This window comes from Marinobacterium sp. MBR-109, assembly GCF_040547565.1.
Taxonomy (GTDB): Bacteria; Pseudomonadota; Gammaproteobacteria; order Pseudomonadales; family Balneatricaceae; genus Marinobacterium.
The window spans coordinates 179,811-200,823 of the sequence record NZ_JBEPPZ010000005.1 but is presented as its reverse complement, the minus strand read 5'-3'; the positions used below and the strand labels follow the sequence as shown (position 1 = coordinate 200,823).

Below are 21,013 nucleotides of genomic sequence, written 5' to 3'. Positions count from 1 at the left end.
TGTAGTCGGCTGAAAACTCCCTCTTTCAGAATGGCTATACGGTTTTATAAAGAACTTCGCGACCATTAACAAGCCGATTACCCCTCCTGCTTGCGATAGGCCAGGGGGCTGACACCGGTCCAGTGCTTGAATGCCCTTGAGAATGCGCCGGGCTCGGCGAACCCCAGTTGGCTGGAAATATCCCCGATGCTCAAATTCTGCCGGGTCAGCATCATGATCGCCTGGTCACGGCGCAGGTTGTCCTTGATCTTCTGGTAGGAGGTGCCCTCTGCCTTCAACTTGCGTGACAACGTGTAGGAGGTGGTGTGCAGCTGCTCCGATACCCAATCCAGATTGGGCAGGCCACCTTCGTCAAATCCTTCCAGCAGGCCGCGTACCCGGGTGCTCAGGCTGTCATCTTCGTCGGTCCAGATCAGCAGGTCCCGCGGCGAGCTCAAAATGAATTCGTCCAGCTCTTTTGGACTGCGTGTTACCGGCATGCTGAGGTAATTCTTGCTGAAGAAAATACTGCTGCGGGGTTGCTCGAACAGGCACTTGCAGGGGTAGATGAAACGATACTCATCGAAGTGAGAGGGGAGCGGGTGGGTAAAGCTGGCATGACTGAGTACGATCTTGCGCCCGATCAGCCAGCCGATCAGGCGGTGCCAGACCATCAACAGCCACTCTACCAGAAAATTGTCCGGGTCCAGTTCAGGGTGATGATGGGTCAGGCTCAGTTCGACCTCATCGCCCTGCAGCATCAGGCTGATCTCGATGTCATCCGAGAACAGGCGGTAACAGCGGATGCTTTGCCGTATTACCTCCTCCAGGTTGGTGCTGTGCACCACCAGTGATCCCATCAGGTGAAAGTGCCCAACGCGACAGGGGGATGATGTGAGGCCCATGAATTCGTCATCAAGCTCGCGCCAGATGCGGCGAAACAGCTGGATGAACTGACCAGTGCGCAGCCGTGCCTTGGGCTGGTTGATCAGGTCCGGGTCGATATCACAGCTGGCCAGCAAACGTTCCACGTTACGCCCCTGAGCGCGGTAGCCCTGCAGCATGGCGCGTGCATAGTGGGAAGAGAAAGTCAGGTTCTTCATAGGTCAGGGCTGGGCTCTGTGCCGGCTGATTTTTATCAACCGCTTGTTTTTGATGACGAATCAGGGGTGCAAAAAATGTCAATTTATCTGTTGAAAGTTGTCATTCTGTTGCCCCGGGCGATTGCTTTAATCTGCGTCCATACAGATGGGATAAGTATTTTCCCTTATTCATGCCCGGTTTGGCCAGCGCCGTCAGCTCGGGTAATGGTGAACCTCATTAGAACAATAAACAGGTTTCAGTATGGACAAGATCAGCTACAACGACTTCATCAGGGATTTCTCGCCGGAGTCGATCATACAGAACTTCGTGGGCGATTTTAACGCGGGGATCAATGTCTGCGAGGAGATCTGTGATCGCTGGGCGGATGATCCTGCAAAGGTTGCGCTTCGCTACGAGCTTGCCGATGGCAGCGGCGGTGAAATGACATTTCGTGAGCTGAAGCAGCGTTCTGCCCAGTTTGCCAATTTCCTCAAGTCGCAGGGGATTGGCAAGGGCGATCGGATATCTGCACTGCTGACGCGCACTCCGGAGCTGCTGGTTGCCGTTCTGGGTGCACTGCGAGCAGGCGCTGTTTACCAGCCCATGTTTACCGCCTTCGGCTCGGGTGCCATTGAGTACCGGGTACAGAAAGCCGACACCAAACTGATCATCACCAATCCCGAACAATGGTCGAAGTTAGCGGATGTGAAGGGGCTCCCCACCACCATGCTGGTGGCTGAAGCCGGTCATCCGCTGGAAGGGGAGGCGGACTTCCTGTTCCAGCCGACACTGGATCAACAGTCCGATCAGTTTGAGCCGGTGAAAATCGGCCCGGAAGATCCCTTCCTGCAGATGTTTACCTCCGGCACTACCGGCAAGTCGAAGGGGGTGACGGTTCCGGCCAAAGCGCTGCCCGCGTTCTATGTCTACATGCGTTATGCGATCGGTCTGCGTGACAGCGACAACTTCTGGAACGTGGCTGACCCGGGCTGGGCGTATGGACTGTACTACGCCGTGGTGGGGCCGCTGTTGCTCGGCTGTACCACCCACTTCAATGAAGCCGGCTTTACTGCCGAGAACACCTTCGAGTTCCTGCGCAAGCATCGCATCACCAACCTGGCGGCTGCGCCCACGGCTTACCGCATGCTCAAGGCCAACGACAAACTGTTGAAAGACTACCCCGAGATCGATCTTCGGGTGGCCAACAGTGCCGGTGAGCCCCTGAACCCTGAAATCGTGAGCTGGGTACAGCGCGCCTTCGGCTGTCTGGTCTGCGATCAGTATGGTCAGACCGAGACCGGCATGACCTCCGCCAACTTCCACGAGCTGGGGCATCAGCTGCGTGATGCCAGCATGGGCTACCAGTTGCCGGGCTATCGTCTGGTGGCGCTGGACGCCAACTTCAAAGAAGTGGGTCCGGGCGAAAGTGGCGAGCTGGCCATCGACATGGACAATTCACCGCTCTATTTCTTTCAGGGCTATACCTGGGGTGAAAAGAGCCCCTACCACGGCAAGTACTATTTGACCGGTGACGTGGTGATCAACAATGGCGATGGCTCACACTCCTATACCGGGCGTGATGACGACATCATCGCCTCGGCCGGCTACCGCATCGGGCCTGCCGATGTGGAAAGCACGTTGCTGGAGCATGAGGCGGTGGTTGAAAGTGCCGTGGTGGGCAAGCCTGACGAAAAACGCGGCTTTATCGTCAAGGCCTTTGTGGTGACGCATCCGCATGTTGATGCCGATGATGCGCTGGCTGAAGCCCTGAAGCAGCATGTGCGCAACCGGCTTTCCACCCACGCCTTCCCGCGTGAAATCGAATTCGTGAATGATCTGCCCAAAACCTCAAGCGGCAAGATCCAGCGTTTCCTTCTGCGTAAGCAGGCAGCTGAGGAAGTGGCTTCTTAGTGAGCATTGAGGCCTTCGGGCCTCCTTTTTTTCCCTTTGTGCTGCTTGATTGATAAAGGTACTGAAACATGAAAATACTGGTCGCTGTTAAGCGCGTGATTGATTACAACGTCAAGGTGCGGGTCAAGTCGGACCGCTCTGATGTGGATCTGGCCAACGTCAAAATGTCGCTCAACCCGTTTTGTGAAATCGCGGTGGAAGAGGCGGTACGCCTGAAAGAAGCGGGCAAGGCGGATGAAGTGGTGGTCGTGTCCATCGGCAGCAAGGCCTGTCAGGAACAGCTGCGTACTGCGCTGGCCCTGGGCGCTGACCGCGCTGTACAGGTGGAGGCACCGGATCAGCTGGATTCCCTGTCGGTGGCGCGCATTCTGCAGAAGCTGGCGGAAGAGGAGTCGGCTGACCTGATTCTGCTGGGCAAGCAGGCGATCGACTCTGACAACAATCAGACCGGACAGATGCTGGCGGCGCTGATGGACCGCCCACAGGCCACGTTTGCCTCTGAAGTGGTGGTCGAGGGCGACAGCCTCAAAGTAACCCGTGAGATCGACGGTGGTCTGCAGACCCTCAGCCTGAAGCTGCCGGCGGTGGTCACTACCGACCTGCGTCTGAACGAGCCGCGCTATGCATCGCTGCCCAACATCATGAAAGCCAAGAAAAAGCCGCTGGATGTGAAAACACCTGAAGAGCTGGGTGCTCAGCTGGCAGGAGGCGTGCAGCTGGTCGGAGTTGAGCCGCCAGCTGAACGTCAGGCCGGTATCAAGGTTGGCTCGGTGGACGAGCTGGTGGAAAAACTGCGTAATGAAGCAAAGGTGATCGCATGAGCATTCTGATTCTGACCGAACACGACAACCAGTCCCTCAAGCCGGTTACCCTGAGCCTGGTAACGGCTGCACAGCAGATCGGGGGTGATATCGACCTGCTGGTAGCGGGTGAAAACTGTCAGCCGGTGGCCGATGCCGCTGCCGCAATCGCCGGTGTGCACAAGGTGATCGTGGCAGATAATGCCGCCTACGCTCACCAGCTGGCGGAAAATATCAGCAAACTGGTGGTCGAGCTGGCCGACGGTTACAGCCATATTCTGGCACCGGGCACCACCACCGGTAAAAACGCACTGCCACGCGTAGCGGCACTGCTGGGCGTGAATCAGCTGTCTGACATTATCGCGGTTGAATCTGCCGATACCTTCAAGCGTCCGATCTATGCCGGTAACGCCATTGCAACCGTGAAGTCAGCAGATGCGGTCAAGGTGATGACCGTGCGCGGCACCGCCTTTGATGCGGCCGAAGTCAGCGGCGGCAGTGCAACTATTGAGGCTTGCTCTGCCGTGCATCAGCATGACGACGTGAGCTTTGTGGGTGAAGAGCTGGCCAAGTCGGACCGTCCGGAATTGACGGCCGCCTCCATCGTGGTCTCCGGAGGCCGAGGCATGGGCAATGGTGAAAACTTCAACCTGCTGAACAGCGTAGCCGATAAGCTGGGCGCGGCTGTCGGCGCCTCCCGTGCCGCTGTGGATGCGGGCTTTGTGCCCAACGACATGCAGGTGGGCCAGACCGGCAAAATGGTCGCCCCCGAACTCTACATCGCTGTGGGTATCTCCGGTGCCATTCAGCACCTGGCAGGCATGAAAGACTCCAAAATCATTGTGGCGATTAACAAGGATGAAGAAGCGCCGATCTTCCAGGTGGCTGACTACGGTCTGGTCGGGGATCTGTTTGAAGCGGTTCCCGAACTGGAGGGTCGCCTCTGATCAGAGTATTCTTTCGGGAAAGTTGATCCTCACAAGGAGATATGGACCCATGCCCTGCCTCATGAAACAGCGGTGTCGCCCCGGATGGCTGGCACCGCTTGCGTTGACCGCAACACTCGCCTTGACCGGCTGTGCCGTTTCCCCCACCGGTGAACGCACCCTGTTGCTCAATTCGCCCACGCAGATGAATGCGCTTGGCTCCCAGTCTTTTGAACAGATGAAACAGAAGATCCCGATCGAGAATGACACCCGCATCAATCGCTACGTGCAGTGCGTGTCCGATGCGGTCGTGATGCAGGTGCCGCGTGAATATGGCTATGCCCCTCAGGACTGGGAGCTGGTGGTGTTCAAGGATGATTCCGTGAATGCCTTCGCTTTGCCGGGGGGCAAGATTGGGGTCTATACCGGAATGCTCAAGGTGGCCAACAACCAGCATCAGCTGGCATCGGTGGTTGGTCACGAGGTGGCGCATGTGCTGGCGCAGCACAGCAATGCTCGCATGAGTCAGCAGCAACTGACTCAGCTTGGCATTGTTGCAACCAGTGTGGCTTTGGCGGATCGGGTCGACTCCAGAACCCAGCAGGCCGCGATCATGGCGCTGGGGTTGGGTGCCCAGTATGGCATTTTGCTGCCCTACAGCCGTAAACACGAGTCGGAGGCGGATATGCTGGGGCAGGAGATAATGGCGAAGGCCGGCTTCGACCCGCGTGAGGCAGTAACGCTGTGGCAGAAGATGGCACAGACAGGCGGAGCCACTCCACCGGAGCTGCTGTCTACCCATCCGGCCCCGAGTACACGTATCCAGCAACTGGATGCTCAGGTGCAGCAATATATGCCGCTGTATCAGCAGGCGCTCGCCGCCGGGCGCAAACCGAACTGTGATCGGCTGAGACCGCGCTGAAAAGGCAATAAAAAACCTCCCGCTGCTTGAGAGCAGGGGGAGGTTCCGGCCTCATGGTGACGCAGGATCAGTCGATCAAACCGTACTGCTCACGCAGGATCTCGATGATCTCCGCTTTCGGATTGTCCGACAGCTCGATGCTGTGCCCCACGATCTTCTCGGCAATATCCAGGTAGGTGCGCGACACGTCCATCAGCACCTCTGCCGGCAGTGCGTTATCCCGCGCCAGGGCTTCACGCTCCGACATGCGATCCTTGTTAAGCAGAATGTCCGGATCGGGGAAGTGGTTGAGCAACAGCTGACGGAAGCCTTCCTTCGATTTCTCGATCACCTTGCCATCACGGAATGCAGGACCATCCCAGATACGAGAGGAGTCCGGTGTACCCACCTCATCCATGTAGATCAGCTTTTCATTGCCGGCCGCATCAGTGACGTAACCGAACTCGAACTTGGTATCGACAAACACCTGATCCAGCTTGGCCAGCGCATCACTGATGACGCCAAAGCCTTCCTTGAGCAGCTTTTCGTACTGATCCACATCGGCCGCTGAGCGGAAGCCAAAAGCCTCGTAGTTGTCGATGATACTGGCGCGGGTGATGTTGACGTCATCCGCTTCAGGTACACCGGGAATGCCGCGCAGAATACCTTTGGTGGACGGGGTGATCAGCAGCTCGGGCAGCTTCTGGTCCTTATGCAGCCCTTCCGGCAGGGTGATGCCGCAGAACTCGCGCTCGCCCTTGCTGTAGGCCCGCCACATGGAGCCGGTGATGTACTGGCGGCAGATCGCTTCAATCATCACGGGACGGGCTTTCTGCACGATCCAGACGAACGGATGCGGAATGTCGAGAATATGGCTGTTGGCCAGCCCCTGTTCACGGAACAGGCGGAACCAGTGGTTGGAGATGCTGTTCAGTGCCGCGCCCTTGCCAGGGACACCGTTGAGGCCGCCTTCACCATGCCAGATGCAGTCGAACGCGGAGATGCGGTCACTGATCACCATGATTGCCAGCGGTGCATCAGGTGCCACATCGTAGCCCTTCTCTTCAATCAGGCGTCGGCTGTCGGCTTCGGTCAGCCAGTAGACGGAGCGCACCTTGCCACTGTGCACGGGGCGGTCGGTACGGATCGGCAGGTCGTTGTTTACGGCCAGAACGGATTGCGCAAGGCTCATGGTGGCACAGGTCCTGTTGAGGGTTAAAAACGGGGTGATTCTAGCACAAAGCCCGGTCAGTCGATCACGATCAACGTGCGCAGGTTCTGCAGCTCTGCGATCCGCTTGCGGGTCTCGGCAATAAACGCCTGACCCGCCGTGTAGCGCGCGATTTCACCATCCTGATCAATCAGGAAGGCCTGCGTCATTACCTGCTGGCGCTGATCCAGCCAGCGGTTCTGTACTTCAACTTCGTGCTGCTGTGCCTTGGGTGGCAGGTAGTCGAGCGTATCCTTGAACAGCAGATAGAGTTCGGCATCGTAAAGGTAGGCAATGCTGGAGAGGGTTTCGTTGATCTCCAGCTGAGAGCTGCCGTTTTCCTGCTGCTGTGTCAGCCGGGACTCGAGCTGGTCCAGAGGCGCTTCCAGTGAAGGGTTCCAGTTCAGGTCGGTGGCGGCCGGCAACGCCTGTTTGGGCAATGGCGCAGGTGTTGTCGGAGTGGACTCGGCAATAACCGGCTCGGCACGAGGTGGCTTGGGTGTTGGCTGTGCAAAAGGTGCAGGCAGGCTCTCGCAACCACTCAGACCCAGTCCGGTGATCAGCAATATGGCGGCAGAGATGGAACGGGCACTCATTCAGTCGGCCTCTGGCGGTTCAAATAAAACGCCATTCTACCTGACATCGGTGTCGAGACCAGTCCGTTTGCCTGATATGCACAAGGCTGTTAGAATTCGCGCCACTCTTGGGGGAGTAATCTTCTGTATGGCCCTGGCCATCAGAGTGGCTGTCAACATAATTGAGCCTCACGCTCATGGCAGTCACGTCCTGTACGGGATTGATGAGACCTGAGACACAACGCACTGTCCTGGCGGGCCGGTGTGGCGTGTCTTATGGAATCAACAGCCCGCCGGATGAACTGTTATGGACGCTTTTCTACCCTCGACCCTCGCGGTTGCCATCGCCGAAATCGGTGATAAAACCCAGCTTTTGACCCTCTTTCTTGCTGCCCGTTTCGCCCATCGTGGTGCGATTGTTATGGGTATTCTGGTTGCCACCCTGCTGAATCACGCCCTGTCCGCCTGGCTGGGTGCTTGGCTGGTACAGTGGATTCCCGACCAGTGGGTGCCCTGGATTATTGGTCTGAGTTTCATTGCCGTAGGGCTTTGGGTGCTGATTCCCGACAAGGACGATGAGGAAGGTGGCGCGGTGCTCAAGTACGGTGCCTTCATCGCAACCTGTGTTCTGTTCTTTCTGGCCGAAATCGGTGACAAGACGCAGATCGCTACGGTCATTCTGGCGGCACGCTACGACAGCCTTTTCTGGGTAGTGATCGGCACAACGCTGGGCATGTTGCTGGCCAATGTACCGGTAGCGTATGCCGGTAACTGGCTGATGCAGAAAGTACCGCTTGATTTTGCCCGCTGGGCCGCCTGCATTCTGTTTGTGGGGCTCGGGGTCGCGACCCTGTTCACCTTAGACTCATTTTAATGTTCTATACTGCACGCACTTTACCCACGACTGAAGTAAAAGGAGTGACTGATATGAGTTGGCACAAACTGATTGTCCCGGCAGTACTGGCATCCGCCGTTGTATTGGCAGGTTGCAGCGATGACAGCGCGTCTGATGAAAAGACAGACAGTGCGGCACCCGCCAGCCAGCAGGATACAACTGCAATGGATGATCTGAAGAAGGAAGCGGGTGAAACTCTTGATGCCGCCGGTGAAGTTGCCTCCGAAGCGGGAGAGGCTGTTAGCAGCACCGCCTCTGACCTGGTAGACAAGGCAGCCGAAACGAGTGAGCAGCTGGAGCAACGGGCGAAGGAAACCTACGAGCAGGTCAAGTCCGATACTGCTGAACTGGGTGAAAGTGCGTCTGAAACCACTGAAGAGATGACCGAAGCGGTGCGTCAGAAAATGGCAGAGATGCAGCAGGAAGAGACGCCTGATGCAGACGCCAAAATGGATGCATCTGAATCCAACTGATCAGCCATGACACCCCCGGCTTCGGCCGGGAGTGTCATGTTGCTGTCATCTGTCTCTGCTAGCGTTGCTGCCGGGTGTCTCCCTATACCAACAGGGAGATCGTCAATCAGTTGCAGGCTAACAGGGATCTGTCTTGAGCCTTCTCCCGTCCGAGTCACACGTTACGCCCTCGATGCTGCCACGCGTTGGCATCGCCGGTTTTGCGCTGCTGCTGGTGCTGGCGATCTGGCTGCTTACGGTCTGGCAACTGGATGAGTTGCAGCGTCTCTATCAGGTGCTGGAACTGGCCTGCCAGTCAGGGCCGAATAACATGCTGCATTATCACGAGCAGCGTGATCTGTATCTGGCGACCGTGCTGGGGCTTACACTGATTGCCGTGAGCGGGCTGGGCTGGCTGTTATGGACGCTGCATCGGCGTGATGAATATCTGCGGGCTCTGCAGCGCTCGGAAAAGCGCAATCTCAAGCTGCTTAACTCCCTGCGCAATGAGCACCAGCATATTCTGGAAGCGGCATCGCGAGATCATCTTACCGGACTGTATAACCGTCGCCTGTTCATGGAGCTGGCACACTCGCACCTGCTGGGTTCAAAACGGCAGGGACGTTTTGCCGCTGTCTGCTTTATCGACCTTGACCGTTTCAAGCTGATCAATGACACCCTGGGCCACAAGGTGGGTGACCTGCTGTTGCAGGAGGTTGCAAGGCGGCTTGATACGGGGGTACGTGAGAGTGACATCGTGAGTCGCTTCGGCGGCGACGAATTTGTGGTGATGCTGACCGAGGTGCGCCGACATGAAGATGTGGAGACCTGTGTCCGGCATCTGGTTGAGACCCTGTCGGCGCCCTATGCCGATCTGGAAAGTCATGGGCTGAGCACAAGTCCGAGTATTGGTGTTGCCATTTCACCACGCGACGGGGTGGATATCGAGACTCTGGTCAAACACGCCGATATGGCGATGTACCATGCCAAGCGGTCTGGCCGGGGGCAATACGCTTTCTATGATCCGCGACAGGGCAGTGAGCCGGGCAGCAAGCCCGATCTGTCGCTGTTGTCGCCGCAGGCTCTGCAGCATCAATTGTGTGTACATTACCAGCCCTGCATCAGCCTGCGTGGTTATGTTACTACCGGGTTTGAAGCGCTGGTGCGCTGGGACTGTCCGGGACACGGGCTGATTGAGCCCGATGGCTTTCTTGATGTGGCAAAGGCACGGGGCCTGATGCCTGAGCTTGGCCGCCGGGTGCTGGAGCAGGTGATGCAGCAGCTGAGCCAGTGGCAGGAGCAGGGGCTGGAACTGTTGCCGGTTTCGGTCAATCTGGGCCTGTCTCAGCTGCAGAACCCTGAGCTGGTTGACTGGGTACGGGAGCGGCTCAAGCATTATCGAGTGGCCCCGGGCCTGATTCAGATTGAGATCAACGACCAGTTTCTGGATCAGCTGGGCGCGATCGAAATCAGGCTCCTTGAGGCGCTCTATGGCATTGGGTTGGAGCTGGTGATTGATGATTTTGGCTGCAGTGAGATCGGGCTGGAGCATGACCGGCTTGAACGTGTGCACTTCAGCCGTATCAAGATCGAGCGCAGTTTCATACAGAGTATCCGCAACAGTTATGACGACAACGTGATACTGACCTCCATTGCGGCGGTTGCCCGGCGCAAGGGTATGCAGGTGGCGGCCAAGGGGGTTGAAACACCGGATCAGCTGGTATGCTTGAAGCTGTCCGGCTGTGATGAAGTACAGGGTTTCTTTTTCAGCCGGGCGCTGAGCGCAGAAGAGGTTGGCCGCTACCTGATCAACCCTCGGTTCAGTGTCCCCTTTGCGGACGTGGAGGCGGATCGGCCAGAACAGGAATCGGCTGTGTTTCAGCCTCTGTCCTGATCAGGGACCGATTCCTGCAGACCCAGCTCCGAGCAGTTGTACAGCGCCTCCAGGCTGTTGCGGGTCAGCTGATCCAGCTGCTGCAGGCTCTCATGAGTTGCCGCTTGCTGCTCCAGCTCACGGCTGAGGCGGGCGGCCTGCTGCAGGCCGAAGTTACTGAGTGTACCGGCCAGCTTGTGCAGCAATACCGTGCGCACCTCTGTATCGGCCGTTTCGAGCTGTTGCAGCAGTTCCAGACACTGCTCCTGCATCTGTTGGCAAAGAGCAGTGAAACGATCGCTGCCCAGCATATGACGATGTTGTTGCAGCAGGCTGAGGTTAAGCAGGTTATCTTCGTTGCCAAGGCTGGGGGCGGGCAACTGGGTTCTGGTTGGAGTCTCCCGAAGCAGGCGATTCAGTTCGTCGAACTGCAACGGCTTGCTGACAACCGCATCCATGCCGGCCTGCTGGTAAAGTCGCATTTCGGCGGGCGTTACCGAGGCGGTGAGGGCGATGATGCGCACAGCGGCGCGGGACGCGTCAGGATGGCTGCGCATCCGCCGTGTGGTTTCAATACCGTCCATGTCCGGCAGGTGGATATCCATCAGAACCAGATCATAGCCGTGGTCGTTATGCATCGACAAGGCGGTGTAACCATCGTCCGCTACGCTGACGCTGTGTCCTTCCGACTCCAGCAGCCCAACCGTGACCTGCTGGTTGATGGGGGTGTCCTCCACCAGCAGGATGTCCAGTCGCGCCTTCTCTTCCATCGTCCCTGCAGGTTCGATACTGGGCGGCGGGAGCGCGCTGCTGCTGGTAACGGTATATTCCAGTTCAGCCCAGAAGCGGCTGCCTTGACCGGCGCGACTGTCAAAACCGATCTGGCCTGCCTGCAGCTCGACCAGTCGCTTGCAGATCGACAGCCCAAGCCCGGTGCCGCCAAAGCGGCGCGTAATTGAGCTGTCGGCCTGACTGAAATGCATGAAGATGCGGGGGTGAGCCGATTCAGGAATGCCGATGCCGGTATCCTCCACTTCAAACCGCAACCGGCAGCGCTCCTGCTGTTCATTGAGGACACGTACCTTGATCAGGACGTAGCCCTCCTGGGTGAACTTGAGCGCATTGGTACAGAGGTTCAGCAGAATCTGGTTCAGGGCACGGGCATCACCGATGACACGCTCCGGCAGGTCCTGTTCCAGGCGCAGAATCAGATCGAGCTGCTTTTCCTGAGCCATCGGCAACAGCAGCTGGCGCAGCTGCTCAAGCTGCTCCACCAGGTTAAAAGGCGTCCGCTCCAGCTCCATCTGTCCTGCCTCGATCTTGGTGAAGTCGAGCACATCGTTGAGGATGGTCAGCAGAGACTGTCCCGAGCGGTAGATGGAATCGACCTGTTGCTGCTGCGCCGGGCTCAGGCCTGAGCGCATCAGCAACTGAGCCATACCGAGAATGCCATTCATCGGGGTGCGAATTTCATGACTCATGGTGGCGAGGAAATGGCTCTTGGCCTCGCTGGCCGCTTCGGCCTTCTCGCGCGCAATCTCTGCCTGCTCTTTGGCCTTGCGCTCACTGATGTCGGTCAGTGAGCCTTCGTAATATTTCAGCTGCCCCTGTTCATCGGTAATGCGATGGGCCGAGATTGAGATATAAACCTCGGAGCGATTACGCCGTCGCCAGCGCGTCTCAAAGCGCAGTACCCGCTCCTGTCGATTGAGCAGGGCAAGAAATCGCCGGCAGTCCTCGCGGTCGATGAAGCAGTCACGAATGACATCGGTGACCGAGTTCAGAAACTGGGAGGCGCTGTCATACCCCAGCAGCCGCACCAGTGCCGGGTTGGCGGAAATGAAGCGGCCACGCCTGTCGATTCTGAAGATGCCTTCGCTGGAGTTTTCGAACAGGGAGCGATATTCCCGCTCGGACTGCTCCAGACTCTGGTACAGCTTGGCGTTTTCAATCGAGATAGCGGCCTGTGCCGCCAGTATCTGCAGTGTCTTGAGCCGGTCGCGGTTGAAGATGTCGCGGCTCTGTGAATGCTCCAGATAGAGTATGGCCGTCAGTTCGCCGTGATACAGAATCGGGATGGCCAGCAGCGACTTGGGCAGGTGGTGGCGGATATAGCTGTCCTGCTGGAACATCTGATGCTCAACCGCGTTGCCCAGCACGACGTCATCCTTGGTGCGCGCAACATAGTTGATGATGCTCAGTGGCAGCAGGCTGCCACTTTGTTCCAGTGGCAGAACGTTGAACAGCGTAGGCGGCTGGTTGAGGCAGATTTCCGCCTCCAGATACAGGTTCTGTTGCCGGCGCAGAATCAGAATTGCCCGCTGGGCACCGGCATTCTGCAGAGCCAGTCGCATCAGTCGCTCCAGCAGCCGCTCCAGTACGATTTCGTCCGAGATCGCCTGCGAGGCATGAATTACGGAGGTGATGTCGAAAGCCTGGTTGTCCAGTGACTGCCCGCTGTCAGCACGGCTGTTGAGCGGTTCGGGCCGGACCTGACGCAACGGTCGTTCGGGTTCAAAGGCATAGCGCTTGAGCATCTGCTCCAGCTTGGCACGCCCGCCCCAGTCGGCGTAACGCTCCCAGGCGTCCTGCAGGTAGGAACGAGCAACACCCGGCTTGTCCCATTCAAGGTAGAACTGCCCGGCCAGCTCACAGGCAAGTGCTTCTTCAAGCAGAAAGCCCTGCTGACGAGCATGTTCAATCGCCTGCTCGTACAGATCCATCGCCTTGCTGTACTGCTTTTGGCTGCGATACAGCTCCGCCTGCAGCAGGTCGACGTGGTGACGCTGGTTTTCCGGCGCGTGACGCGCCAGTTTGCGCAGACGCTTGAGAGTCTTGTTCACCTTTTGCAGACGAGCGGGCTGTTGCAGAATACTGGTGCGCGGCAGCAGTGCCAGAATGCTCAGTGCGTTGAGCAGTGACAGCCAGGGGGCGGTAAATGTCCCGCTGATGGATGAGCGCAGGGCATCGCCGGCTTCGCTGTGGGTATAGGCCAGCTCGTACTCGCCGAACAGGTAGCAGAGCAGTGCCTTGTAGAAATGGTGCAGGCTGATGGCAGTGCGGTGGTTTTCCCGCTCCAGTTCAGCCAAGTCGCGTGCTTCCTGATAGAAGTGGCCATCGAGCCGGGTCGGGTCCGTGTTTTGGCCGCGCAGGTTTTCCATGGTCTGCAGCGTGAACAGGGAGTACTGCAGCGACTGCTGTTGTCCTGACTGTTCCAGCCAGCGAGCATACTGTTCCAGCCGTGGCTGCAGTTCATCCAGGTTGCGGCACAGCGGGAACGCGTACTGGATGTAGGCGGCCAGTGCGTAGGCCCCCCATTCCATGTCGCCGCAGTCCAGTGCCAGCTGATGCGCTTTGAGCAGCGACTCCATGCAGTGCTGCAACGGCTCGCGGTAGTGGCGGATGTAGCAGTCAAACAGCGACAGGGTGCGGTGATGGGTTGGTGTGGAGGGCAGTTGTGCATCCAGCTCCAGGGCAAGTTGGCCCAGACGGTAACCCTGCTCGATCGCCTGAAACTGACCGCACAGCACGCCACCGTACCCGGCAAAGGCGAGTGCAGAAGATGGGCTCAGGCCGTGTTTGAGCGTCAGTTCAACCTGACGTGCCATCACCAGCGGGCGCAGCTCGGAGCTTGAAAACTTGATGGCACCGAACATGCTGGCCAGTATCGGCATTGCGGCCAGCAGCTGTGGGGACTCCATGGCCGGCAGCTGAACAACCTTCTCGGGTGGCTGCCGGCGCAGCATCCATTGGGTACGTGCCACGGCCCTGAGCAGTTGACCGGTTCCGGGGCGAGAGGGAATCCGAACGCCCAGCTGATTGAGCAGTTCCAGCGCGGTGTCCAGCGCCATGTGAAAGCGATTGCTGGCGACCTGTGACTGGATGCGGATCTCGAATACCCGGACCCGGTCCAGCAGTGTCTGTGCATGTGTCTCAACCGCATTGATCAGTTGCTGCATCCGATCCTGCTGCCCCTTGATGTGGGCAATGCCGGCAGCGGATGTGTGCAGCTCAAGCGCCAGGCTGTAGCTTTCCTGCCAAGCATTTGCCGGCAACAGCTCCAGCCCTGTGCTGAGGTAGTCGAGTGCCGAGTCAAAGGCGGCGGCTTCTCGAGCGCGCCGGCCTGCGCGCAGGTTGAGGTTGGCCAGTCGTATGCGCTGAGCAGGTGTATCCAACAGGCGCCTTGCCTGATTCAGGTGGTTGCTGATTTCGAAAATACGGGCGTCGATTTCGTCCGGTCGCAGGCTGTTTTCCAGCTGGCGACCAATCTGAAGGTGCAGCGCTTCCAGTTCATCATCGTGAATCAGCGAGTAGGCCGCCTGCTGGACACGGTCATGCACGAAGCGATAACGGGTGCGGCTCGGGTCCAGGTTCTGGAACAGCCGGTAGCTGTCATCCTGCGGCACGATGAGGCCTTCGGTGAGTGCAGGCCAGAGTTGGTCAGCGGCCTGGCGCGGCTCCAGGCCGCTCACGACTACCAGCGTTCGCAGGTTGAAACTGCTGCCTATACAGGCGGCCAGTGGCAATACCGCCTGAGTATCAGAGGGCAGCCGCTGAATTTTGTTGACCATCAGCTCGATGACGTTATCGGTCATCTCCTGAGAGCGGATCGCCTGCTCGTCCCACTGCCAACGCTGTTCACGAAAACAGATCAAACCGTCCTGGTGCAGCGAGTGCAGGAACTGGCTCAAAAAGAAGGGGTTGCCCTGAGTTTTTTCGCTGCAGGCTTTGGCCAGTGAGCGACACTCGTCTGGATCGGCCCGCAGGGTATCGGCAATCAGCTGATTGACCTGGTCCGGACTCAGCGGCTCCAGTGCCAGCTCAACCGGCGGCAGCGTTGAATTCTGCAGCCGTTCAAGGCTGGTACGCAGCGGATGAGTGGCCCCCAGTTCATGGTCGCGAAAGCTGCCGATAAGCAAAAGCCGAGGCGGATCGATCACGCCCGCCAGGGTCTCGATCAGGTGCAGAGAGGCCAGGTCAGCCCAATGCAGGTCATCCAGAAACAGCACCAAAGGTCGTTCGGGTGAAGCAAAGACGCGCAGCATCTGGATGAAAATGCGGGAAAAACGGTTCTGTTCTTCAGCCGCTGACAAGGGCGGGGCGTCCGGCTGACTGCCGATGATCAACTCCAGTTCGGGGATCAGCTTCAACAAAATCTGGGCATGGCTGCCAACGCTGTCCAGCAACTGTTCACGCCAGCGTGCAATGCGAATTTCGGGCTCGGTCAGCAGCTGGCGGACCAGCCCCTGCAGCGCCTGGAAAATGGCGAAGTAGGGGCGGTTGCGTCGAAACTGGTCGAACTTGCCACTGCTGAAGCTGCCGCCCTGCTGATTGACGTACTGGCGCAGCTCATGCACCAGGCTGGTTTTGCCCACGCCTGCATAGCCGGTGATCAGGACCAGGGGGCTTTGCCCCTCGCGACAACTGTCGTACAGCTGATGCAGTTGCTGCAGAACGTTCTCACGGCCATAGAGTCGCTGTGGAATCTGGAACCTGGCTGAAAGATCCTGCTCGCCCGGTGTGAAATCCAGCTCATGCTCGCCACGCTGGTGTGCCTGCAGGCAGAAGCGCAGGTCATGCACCAGGCCGACGCTGGATTGATAGCGCTGGGCGGCATCCTTCGACAGCAGTTTGAGAATGACCTGCGACAGCATCTGCGGCAGCTGCGGATTGATCTCATGCGGCGGTGCGGGTTGCTTGGCGATGTGGTCATGCACCAGTGCCATGCCATCGTCGCTGACAAAGGGCGGGCGCCCGGTCATCAGCTCGTACAGTGTGGCGCCAAGACTGTAATAATCGCTGCGATAATCGATATTGCGGTTGATGCGTCCGCTCTGCTCCGGGGCGATATAGGCAAGGCCACCGTCGCCGAGCTCCGGTGTGTTCCAGCTGGCCTGCTCGCGACTGAGGCCGGTACTGAGGGAAAAGCCGATCAATTCCACCAGGCCGGTGTCGGGGTTGAACAGCAGGTGATCAGGGTTCACCTGTTTATGGATAACGCCTGCCTCATGCAGCCGTCCCAGCAGGGTGCTGATGCGGATCGCCACCGACAGCCACTGAGACCAGTTGAGCTGCTGTTCAGCCAGTAGCTGACGCAGTGAAACCGAGCCGGAATCGGTAAACAGTGCCGCGGGACCGGCTTCAAGCTGGATCAGCTCAAGCGGTCGCACAATGCCAATAATGTCCAGCCGCGACAGCATCTCAAACTCATGCTGCAGGCGGCTCAGACGCTCGCGGCTGCAGTGGCTGCGGTACAGTTGCTTGATTACCACCGCCGTACCATCTTTCAGCCGGACGGCGCGGCTGACGGTGCAACCCGGACTCTGGTGCAGTCGGCGCAGAACCCGGTAGCCTTCAGGGACGCTCATGGGCTGATGTCACCGGCAAACATGTAACCGGCGCCATGGGCTGTCAGGATCAGCTGCGGATTGGAGGGATTGTCACCGAGCTTGCGTCTCAGGCGGCCGATCAGTACATCAACCGAACGGTCGTTTGGGGTCCATTCACGGTCGTGAATCGCATCCATCAGCTGATCGCGAGACAGTACCTGGCCGGGGTGATTGATCAGCGTTTGCAGCAGCTTGAACTCGCCCTCGGGCAGGCGTTCATGATCTCCTTCAGGGCTGGTCAGCTGACGTTTGTGCGGGTCCAGCACCCAGCCCTCGAACTGGTAGCCCACCGGTCCCCGTCGATCACTGGTGCCATTGCTGCTGCGGGCGCTGAAGATGCGCCACAGCAGGTTTTTGGCACGTACCAGCAATTCACGCGGGTTGAACGGCTTGGTGACATAGTCGTCGGCGCCCAGTTCCAGCCCCACAATTCGATCAATTTCGTCGCCCTTGCTGGTGACCAGAATGATCCCCACCGCTGAGCAGGCTCGCAATTCACGGGTCACGGTCAGTCCGTCCTTGCCGGGCAGGCTGATATCCAGCAGCACCAGATCGATCTGTTCCTGCACAACGCGCTCGCACAGGTCATCGGCCTGATCGGACTCGGAAACTCGATAGCCCTCGTTCTCGAAATAGCTCACCAGCAGCGAGCGTGAGGCAATATCATCTTCAACAATCAGGATATGTGCGTGGGATGGGGCTATATTCATGGGTGTTGGGCATCTCTGGGCAAACTCGACAGGTGCAATATCAACTGCAGCACAGAAAAGTAAAAGGCCTTTTTACATCCTGTTACATCTGTGCACAACTTAACACAAATCCTCAGAATTTCATTTACATGACGGGGTTAGTTTAGCTACACGCACTGAAGCAGCCTGGCGACATTTGACGTTTTGACTGCTCCGGCGAAAACAGGATCCCATCTCAAGTGAGGGAGTGATGGCATTGAGTAATAATAATTCCAAGCGTGCGGTACTCGGCACCGGTGCTCTGGCCCTGGCGGGACTGGTCAGTATGCCGTTGCAGGCCGCAGACGCAGAGCAGATAATCAGGGACCGTTGCCTGGCTTGTCATACCGAGTCCGGTGATTCAGCGGCACCGACCTTCTCCCGTATCAGTGAACAGCGCAAATCGCCGGAAGGCTGGCAGATGACGCTGAACCGCATGATCCATCTACGCGATTTGCAGATCAGCGCAGAGGAAAAGCGGACACTGATCAAATACCTGTCTGACAAGCAGGGGCTGGCCCCGTCCGAAGCAGCCCCCTATCGCTATTTGCTGGAGCAGGATACCAATCTGGTTGAAGCCGGTGGCGATCAGCATCTGGTCGAAACCTGTGCCCGTTGCCACTCCGAAGCGCGTTCCGGGCTGCAGCGTCGCAGCAAGGACGAGTGGAAGCTGCTGGTCGACTTCCATATGGCCCAGTTCCCGGGGATTGAGCTGCACGCAGGCTCGCGCGACCGTCCCTGGTATCAGATTGCAACCACCCAGACCGTCGATACCCTGTTTGAGAAGTATCCGCTGGTGACTCAGGAGTGGAATAACTGGAAGAAAGCCGACAAGGCCGATGTTATGGGCCGCTGGCGCGTGACCGGCTACATCCCCGAGAAGGGCGAATTTGACGCCTGGATGAGTGCTGCCAAAACCAGCGATGGTCGCTATGACCTGACACTGGATGGCCACTATGCCGATGGCACCGTGCTTAGCGGTACCGGCAAGGCGACTGTTTACACCGGTTACGAATGGCGTGCTTCCGTCACCATCGATGATGTGAAAATGCGTCAGGTGATGGCACTGGATACCAATGGTCAGATGGAAGGCCGCATGTTCCTCGCCAGCGAACGGGAGATTGGCGGGGCGCTCAATGCCGTGAAGGATCAGGGTATGGGGCAGCTGGTTGCGGTTCAACCCTCCTACCTGCGCAGTGGCGAAAGCGCTGAGCTGACATTGATTGGTGCCGGTCTCAAGGGCGATATCGATCTTGGCGAAGGCGTCACGGTCGAGAAAATTGTTGCCCGCAGCGATGACCGCATCACGCTGGTAGCCAAGGCAACAGGCGCTGAAGGTCCGCGCACCATCAAGGTGGGCAAGGCGATCCAGAATGCAGCGCTGAATGTCTACGATCAGCTGGCGCGTGTTGAAGTGACACCGGCCAATGCGGTCAGCCGTATCGGTGGCGCTGACAGCGAAATGGCGAAAGTGCGTGCGACATACCGTGCCGTGGGTTACAGCGCGGGTGCCGATGGCCAGCCCGGAACTGATGATGACCTGCGTCTTGGCTATATGCCGGCCAGCTGGTCGATTCAGCCGGCTGACGAAGTGGCCGAACATGACAAGGACCACCTCTACGCGGGTCAGATCAACGCCGCCGGTATCTTTGTGCCCGGCGATGCCGGACCCAACCCGGAGCGCAAGATGTCAGCCAACAACGTGGGCCGCCTGAAAGTGGTTGCCAGCGTTGATGATGGTGCCAACAAGGTTGAGGGTGACGGCAGCATGCTGGTGTCAGTACCTGACTTTGTCCGTCGCGTGCTTGACTGAGCCCTGAGCCGGAACAGCCACCGAGATACGATAATAAAGAGGTGATTATGGGTGCCATGACGCTGGTGAAACCGAATCTGCACAGGGTTGATGTTGATGCCCGTCAGATGCTGTTTCACATTCCAAGCAGCAGCATTTTCGAGCTTGATGGCTTGAGCCGCGAGCTGCTGGAGCTGTTCGACAGCCATGACCAGGTGACCCCCGAATACCTGGCCCCGCTGTGTGAGCGTTACTCTCAGCAGGAGGTGTCTGAGGCTCTGGAGGAACTGCTGACGCTGGAGGTGATCTCTGAGTCGGGAGCAGTGGCCAGAATCAACCCTGAACCGCAGAAGGTCAGCAAGTTCCCGCTGACCACCGTTGTGCTCAACGTCAACACCGGTTGCAACCTGAGCTGTACCTACTGTTACAAGGAAGATCTGACCACCCCGTCCAAGGGGGAAAAGATGGCCCTTGAAACCGCGATTCAATCAGTGGAAATGATGCTGCGAGAGTCGCCGGATCAGCGCAACTACAACGTGGTGTTCTTCGGCGGTGAACCGCTCTCCAACATGCCATTGATCCGTGAAATGGTGACCTACTGCGAGAAGCGTTTTGCCGAGCATGGTGCCACGGTGGACTTCACCATGACCACCAATGCCACCTTGCTGAATGAAGAGCTGGTGGACTGGTTCAACGAGCACCGCTTTGGCCTGACCATCTCCATGGATGGGCCCAAGGCGATGCACGACAAGAACCGGATTACGGTTGGCGGTCAGGGCACCTACGATGTGGTGCGACGCAAGGTGGAGATGCTGCTCAAGCGCTACACGGCACGTCCGATCGGCTGCCGAGTTACGCTGACGCGTGGCATCACCGATGTGGAGCGGATCTATGATCACCTCAGCGGCGAGCTGGGATTCTTCGAGGTGGGCTTTGGCCCTGTCACCTCGGGCGATATTGCCGAATTCAACCTGACCGGTGAAGAGCTGGTCGAAGTGTTCGCCGGCATGAAGCGTCTGGGGCAGCGTTACCTCGAAGCGGCGCTGCGCAATGAAAACTTCGGCTACGGCAACATGCACCAGCTGATTACCGACATGTACGAGGGCAACAAGAAACTGGTGCCCTGTGGTGCCGGGCTCAAGCTGCTGGCGGTGGACAAGGATGGCGGGCTTAACCTCTGCCACCGTTTCACCGGCTCGGACCTGCCCACGTTTGGTGATGTCGAGAAAGGGATCGACCGTGCTGCGCTGGGCGAGTTCATCGAGCAGCGTCTGGACCGCACCGACACCGGCTGCTCAACCTGTCGTATCCGTAACCTCTGTTCCGGTGGCTGTTATCACGAAAGCTATGCCAAATATGGAGATCCGACGCATCCTTCCTACCACTACTGTGACCTGATGCGAGACTGGGTCGATTTCGGCGTGGAAGTGTATTCGCGGATCATGCTTGAGAACCCCGGGTTCTTCGAAGCATACGTCTCTCCGAGGAGGAGTGCCTGA

General features: G+C 58.2%; 14 protein-coding genes. 9 read left to right on the top strand and 5 right to left on the bottom strand.

Going from position 1 to position 21,013, the window contains the following annotated elements; genetic code table 11:
• Positions 1 to 77 precede the first annotated feature (77 nt).
• On the bottom strand, positions 78 to 1,082 hold the full coding sequence (locus ABIE60_RS08875) for an AraC family transcriptional regulator (RefSeq protein ID WP_354469077.1): 1,005 nt from the start codon (positions 1,080 to 1,082) through the stop codon (positions 78 to 80).
• Between the two features lie 241 nt (positions 1,083 to 1,323).
• Between ABIE60_RS08875 and ABIE60_RS08870 the strand changes: the two genes are divergently transcribed.
• The 4 genes from ABIE60_RS08870 (at position 1,324) to ABIE60_RS08855 (ending at position 5,621) form a co-directional block, all read left to right on the top strand.
• Positions 1,324 to 2,973: an AMP-binding protein gene (locus tag ABIE60_RS08870; RefSeq protein ID WP_354469076.1), complete on the top strand. Its 1,650-nt coding sequence runs from the start codon at positions 1,324 to 1,326 to the stop codon at positions 2,971 to 2,973.
• Positions 2,974 to 3,041: 68 nt separating this feature from the next.
• The gene (locus ABIE60_RS08865; protein WP_354469075.1) at positions 3,042 to 3,794 is read left to right on the top strand and encodes an electron transfer flavoprotein subunit beta/FixA family protein; all 753 of its coding nucleotides are present in this window, start codon (positions 3,042 to 3,044) and stop codon (positions 3,792 to 3,794) included.
• Entirely contained in the window at positions 3,791 to 4,720 is a 930-nt protein-coding gene (locus ABIE60_RS08860; RefSeq protein WP_354469074.1) for an electron transfer flavoprotein subunit alpha/FixB family protein, read from the top strand. Before ABIE60_RS08865 ends, ABIE60_RS08860 begins: the two co-directional genes overlap by 4 nt.
• A 49-nt stretch (positions 4,721 to 4,769) precedes the next feature.
• The gene (locus ABIE60_RS08855; protein ID WP_354469073.1) at positions 4,770 to 5,621 is read left to right on the top strand and encodes a M48 family metallopeptidase; all 852 of its coding nucleotides are present in this window, start codon (positions 4,770 to 4,772) and stop codon (positions 5,619 to 5,621) included.
• A gap of 67 nt (positions 5,622 to 5,688) precedes the next feature.
• Here ABIE60_RS08855 and ABIE60_RS08850 read toward each other — a convergent pair whose 3' ends face one another.
• Both ABIE60_RS08850 and ABIE60_RS08845 read right to left on the bottom strand, forming a co-directional pair.
• Positions 5,689 to 6,792, bottom strand: coding sequence for a phosphoribosylaminoimidazolesuccinocarboxamide synthase (locus ABIE60_RS08850; protein ID WP_354469072.1), 1,104 nt, complete (start codon positions 6,790 to 6,792; stop codon positions 5,689 to 5,691).
• Positions 6,793 to 6,848: 56 nt separating this feature from the next.
• Positions 6,849 to 7,406, bottom strand: coding sequence for a lysozyme inhibitor LprI family protein (locus ABIE60_RS08845; RefSeq protein ID WP_354469071.1), 558 nt, complete (start codon positions 7,404 to 7,406; stop codon positions 6,849 to 6,851).
• A gap of 286 nt (positions 7,407 to 7,692) precedes the next feature.
• Between ABIE60_RS08845 and ABIE60_RS08840 the strand changes: the two genes are divergently transcribed.
• The 3 genes from ABIE60_RS08840 (at position 7,693) to ABIE60_RS08830 (ending at position 10,626) form a co-directional block, all read left to right on the top strand.
• Complete coding sequence (locus ABIE60_RS08840) at positions 7,693 to 8,259, top strand: TMEM165/GDT1 family protein (protein WP_354469070.1); 567 nt, start codon at positions 7,693 to 7,695, stop codon at positions 8,257 to 8,259.
• 53 nt (positions 8,260 to 8,312) lie between these two features.
• Positions 8,313 to 8,753 carry a hypothetical protein gene (locus ABIE60_RS08835; RefSeq protein WP_354469069.1) on the top strand — a complete coding sequence of 147 codons (441 nt, stop codon included), beginning with the start codon at positions 8,313 to 8,315 and terminating at the stop codon, positions 8,751 to 8,753.
• 133 nt (positions 8,754 to 8,886) lie between these two features.
• The gene (locus tag ABIE60_RS08830; protein WP_354469068.1) at positions 8,887 to 10,626 is read left to right on the top strand and encodes a putative bifunctional diguanylate cyclase/phosphodiesterase; all 1,740 of its coding nucleotides are present in this window, start codon (positions 8,887 to 8,889) and stop codon (positions 10,624 to 10,626) included.
• On the opposite strand, the gene ABIE60_RS08825 is transcribed toward ABIE60_RS08830, so the two are convergent.
• Both ABIE60_RS08825 and ABIE60_RS08820 read right to left on the bottom strand, forming a co-directional pair.
• Positions 10,611 to 16,973 carry an AAA family ATPase gene (locus ABIE60_RS08825; protein ID WP_354469067.1) on the bottom strand — a complete coding sequence of 2,121 codons (6,363 nt, stop codon included), beginning with the start codon at positions 16,971 to 16,973 and terminating at the stop codon, positions 10,611 to 10,613. The genes ABIE60_RS08830 and ABIE60_RS08825 overlap by 16 nt on opposite strands.
• Complete coding sequence (locus ABIE60_RS08820) at positions 16,970 to 17,704, bottom strand: response regulator (RefSeq protein WP_354469066.1); 735 nt, start codon at positions 17,702 to 17,704, stop codon at positions 16,970 to 16,972. The genes ABIE60_RS08825 and ABIE60_RS08820 overlap by 4 nt, the downstream gene beginning before the upstream one ends.
• Before the next feature lie 229 nt (positions 17,705 to 17,933).
• Between ABIE60_RS08820 and peaA the strand changes: the two genes are divergently transcribed.
• Together peaA and peaB are read left to right on the top strand one after the other, a co-directional pair.
• Positions 17,934 to 19,535 (top strand): quinohemoprotein amine dehydrogenase subunit alpha, encoded by a 1,602-nt coding sequence (peaA, locus tag ABIE60_RS08815; RefSeq protein WP_354469065.1) that lies wholly within the window; start codon positions 17,934 to 17,936, stop codon positions 19,533 to 19,535.
• Positions 19,536 to 19,582: 47 nt separating this feature from the next.
• Positions 19,583 to 21,013, top strand: a complete 1,431-nt coding sequence (gene peaB, locus ABIE60_RS08810) for a quinohemoprotein amine dehydrogenase maturation protein (RefSeq protein WP_354469064.1) — start codon at positions 19,583 to 19,585, stop codon at positions 21,011 to 21,013.

What these genes read in the sequence shown, in the direction of transcription:
- ABIE60_RS08875 (WP_354469077.1), bottom strand. Translation starts at nt 1,082, where the DNA reads ATGAAGAACCTGACTTTCTCTTCCCACTATGCACGCGCCATGCTGCAG.
- ABIE60_RS08870 (WP_354469076.1), top strand. Translation starts at nt 1,324, where the DNA reads ATGGACAAGATCAGCTACAACGACTTCATCAGGGATTTCTCGCCGGAG.
- ABIE60_RS08865 (WP_354469075.1), top strand. Translation starts at nt 3,042, where the DNA reads ATGAAAATACTGGTCGCTGTTAAGCGCGTGATTGATTACAACGTCAAG.
- ABIE60_RS08860 (WP_354469074.1), top strand. Translation starts at nt 3,791, where the DNA reads ATGAGCATTCTGATTCTGACCGAACACGACAACCAGTCCCTCAAGCCG.
- ABIE60_RS08855 (WP_354469073.1), top strand. Translation starts at nt 4,770, where the DNA reads ATGCCCTGCCTCATGAAACAGCGGTGTCGCCCCGGATGGCTGGCACCG.
- ABIE60_RS08850 (WP_354469072.1), bottom strand. Translation starts at nt 6,792, where the DNA reads ATGAGCCTTGCGCAATCCGTTCTGGCCGTAAACAACGACCTGCCGATC.
- ABIE60_RS08845 (WP_354469071.1), bottom strand. Translation starts at nt 7,406, where the DNA reads ATGAGTGCCCGTTCCATCTCTGCCGCCATATTGCTGATCACCGGACTG.
- ABIE60_RS08840 (WP_354469070.1), top strand. Translation starts at nt 7,693, where the DNA reads ATGGACGCTTTTCTACCCTCGACCCTCGCGGTTGCCATCGCCGAAATC.
- ABIE60_RS08835 (WP_354469069.1), top strand. Translation starts at nt 8,313, where the DNA reads ATGAGTTGGCACAAACTGATTGTCCCGGCAGTACTGGCATCCGCCGTT.
- ABIE60_RS08825 (WP_354469067.1), bottom strand. Translation starts at nt 16,973, where the DNA reads ATGAGCGTCCCTGAAGGCTACCGGGTTCTGCGCCGACTGCACCAGAGT.
- ABIE60_RS08820 (WP_354469066.1), bottom strand. Translation starts at nt 17,704, where the DNA reads ATGAATATAGCCCCATCCCACGCACATATCCTGATTGTTGAAGATGAT.
- peaA (WP_354469065.1), top strand. Translation starts at nt 17,934, where the DNA reads ATGGCATTGAGTAATAATAATTCCAAGCGTGCGGTACTCGGCACCGGT.
- peaB (WP_354469064.1), top strand. Translation starts at nt 19,583, where the DNA reads ATGGGTGCCATGACGCTGGTGAAACCGAATCTGCACAGGGTTGATGTT.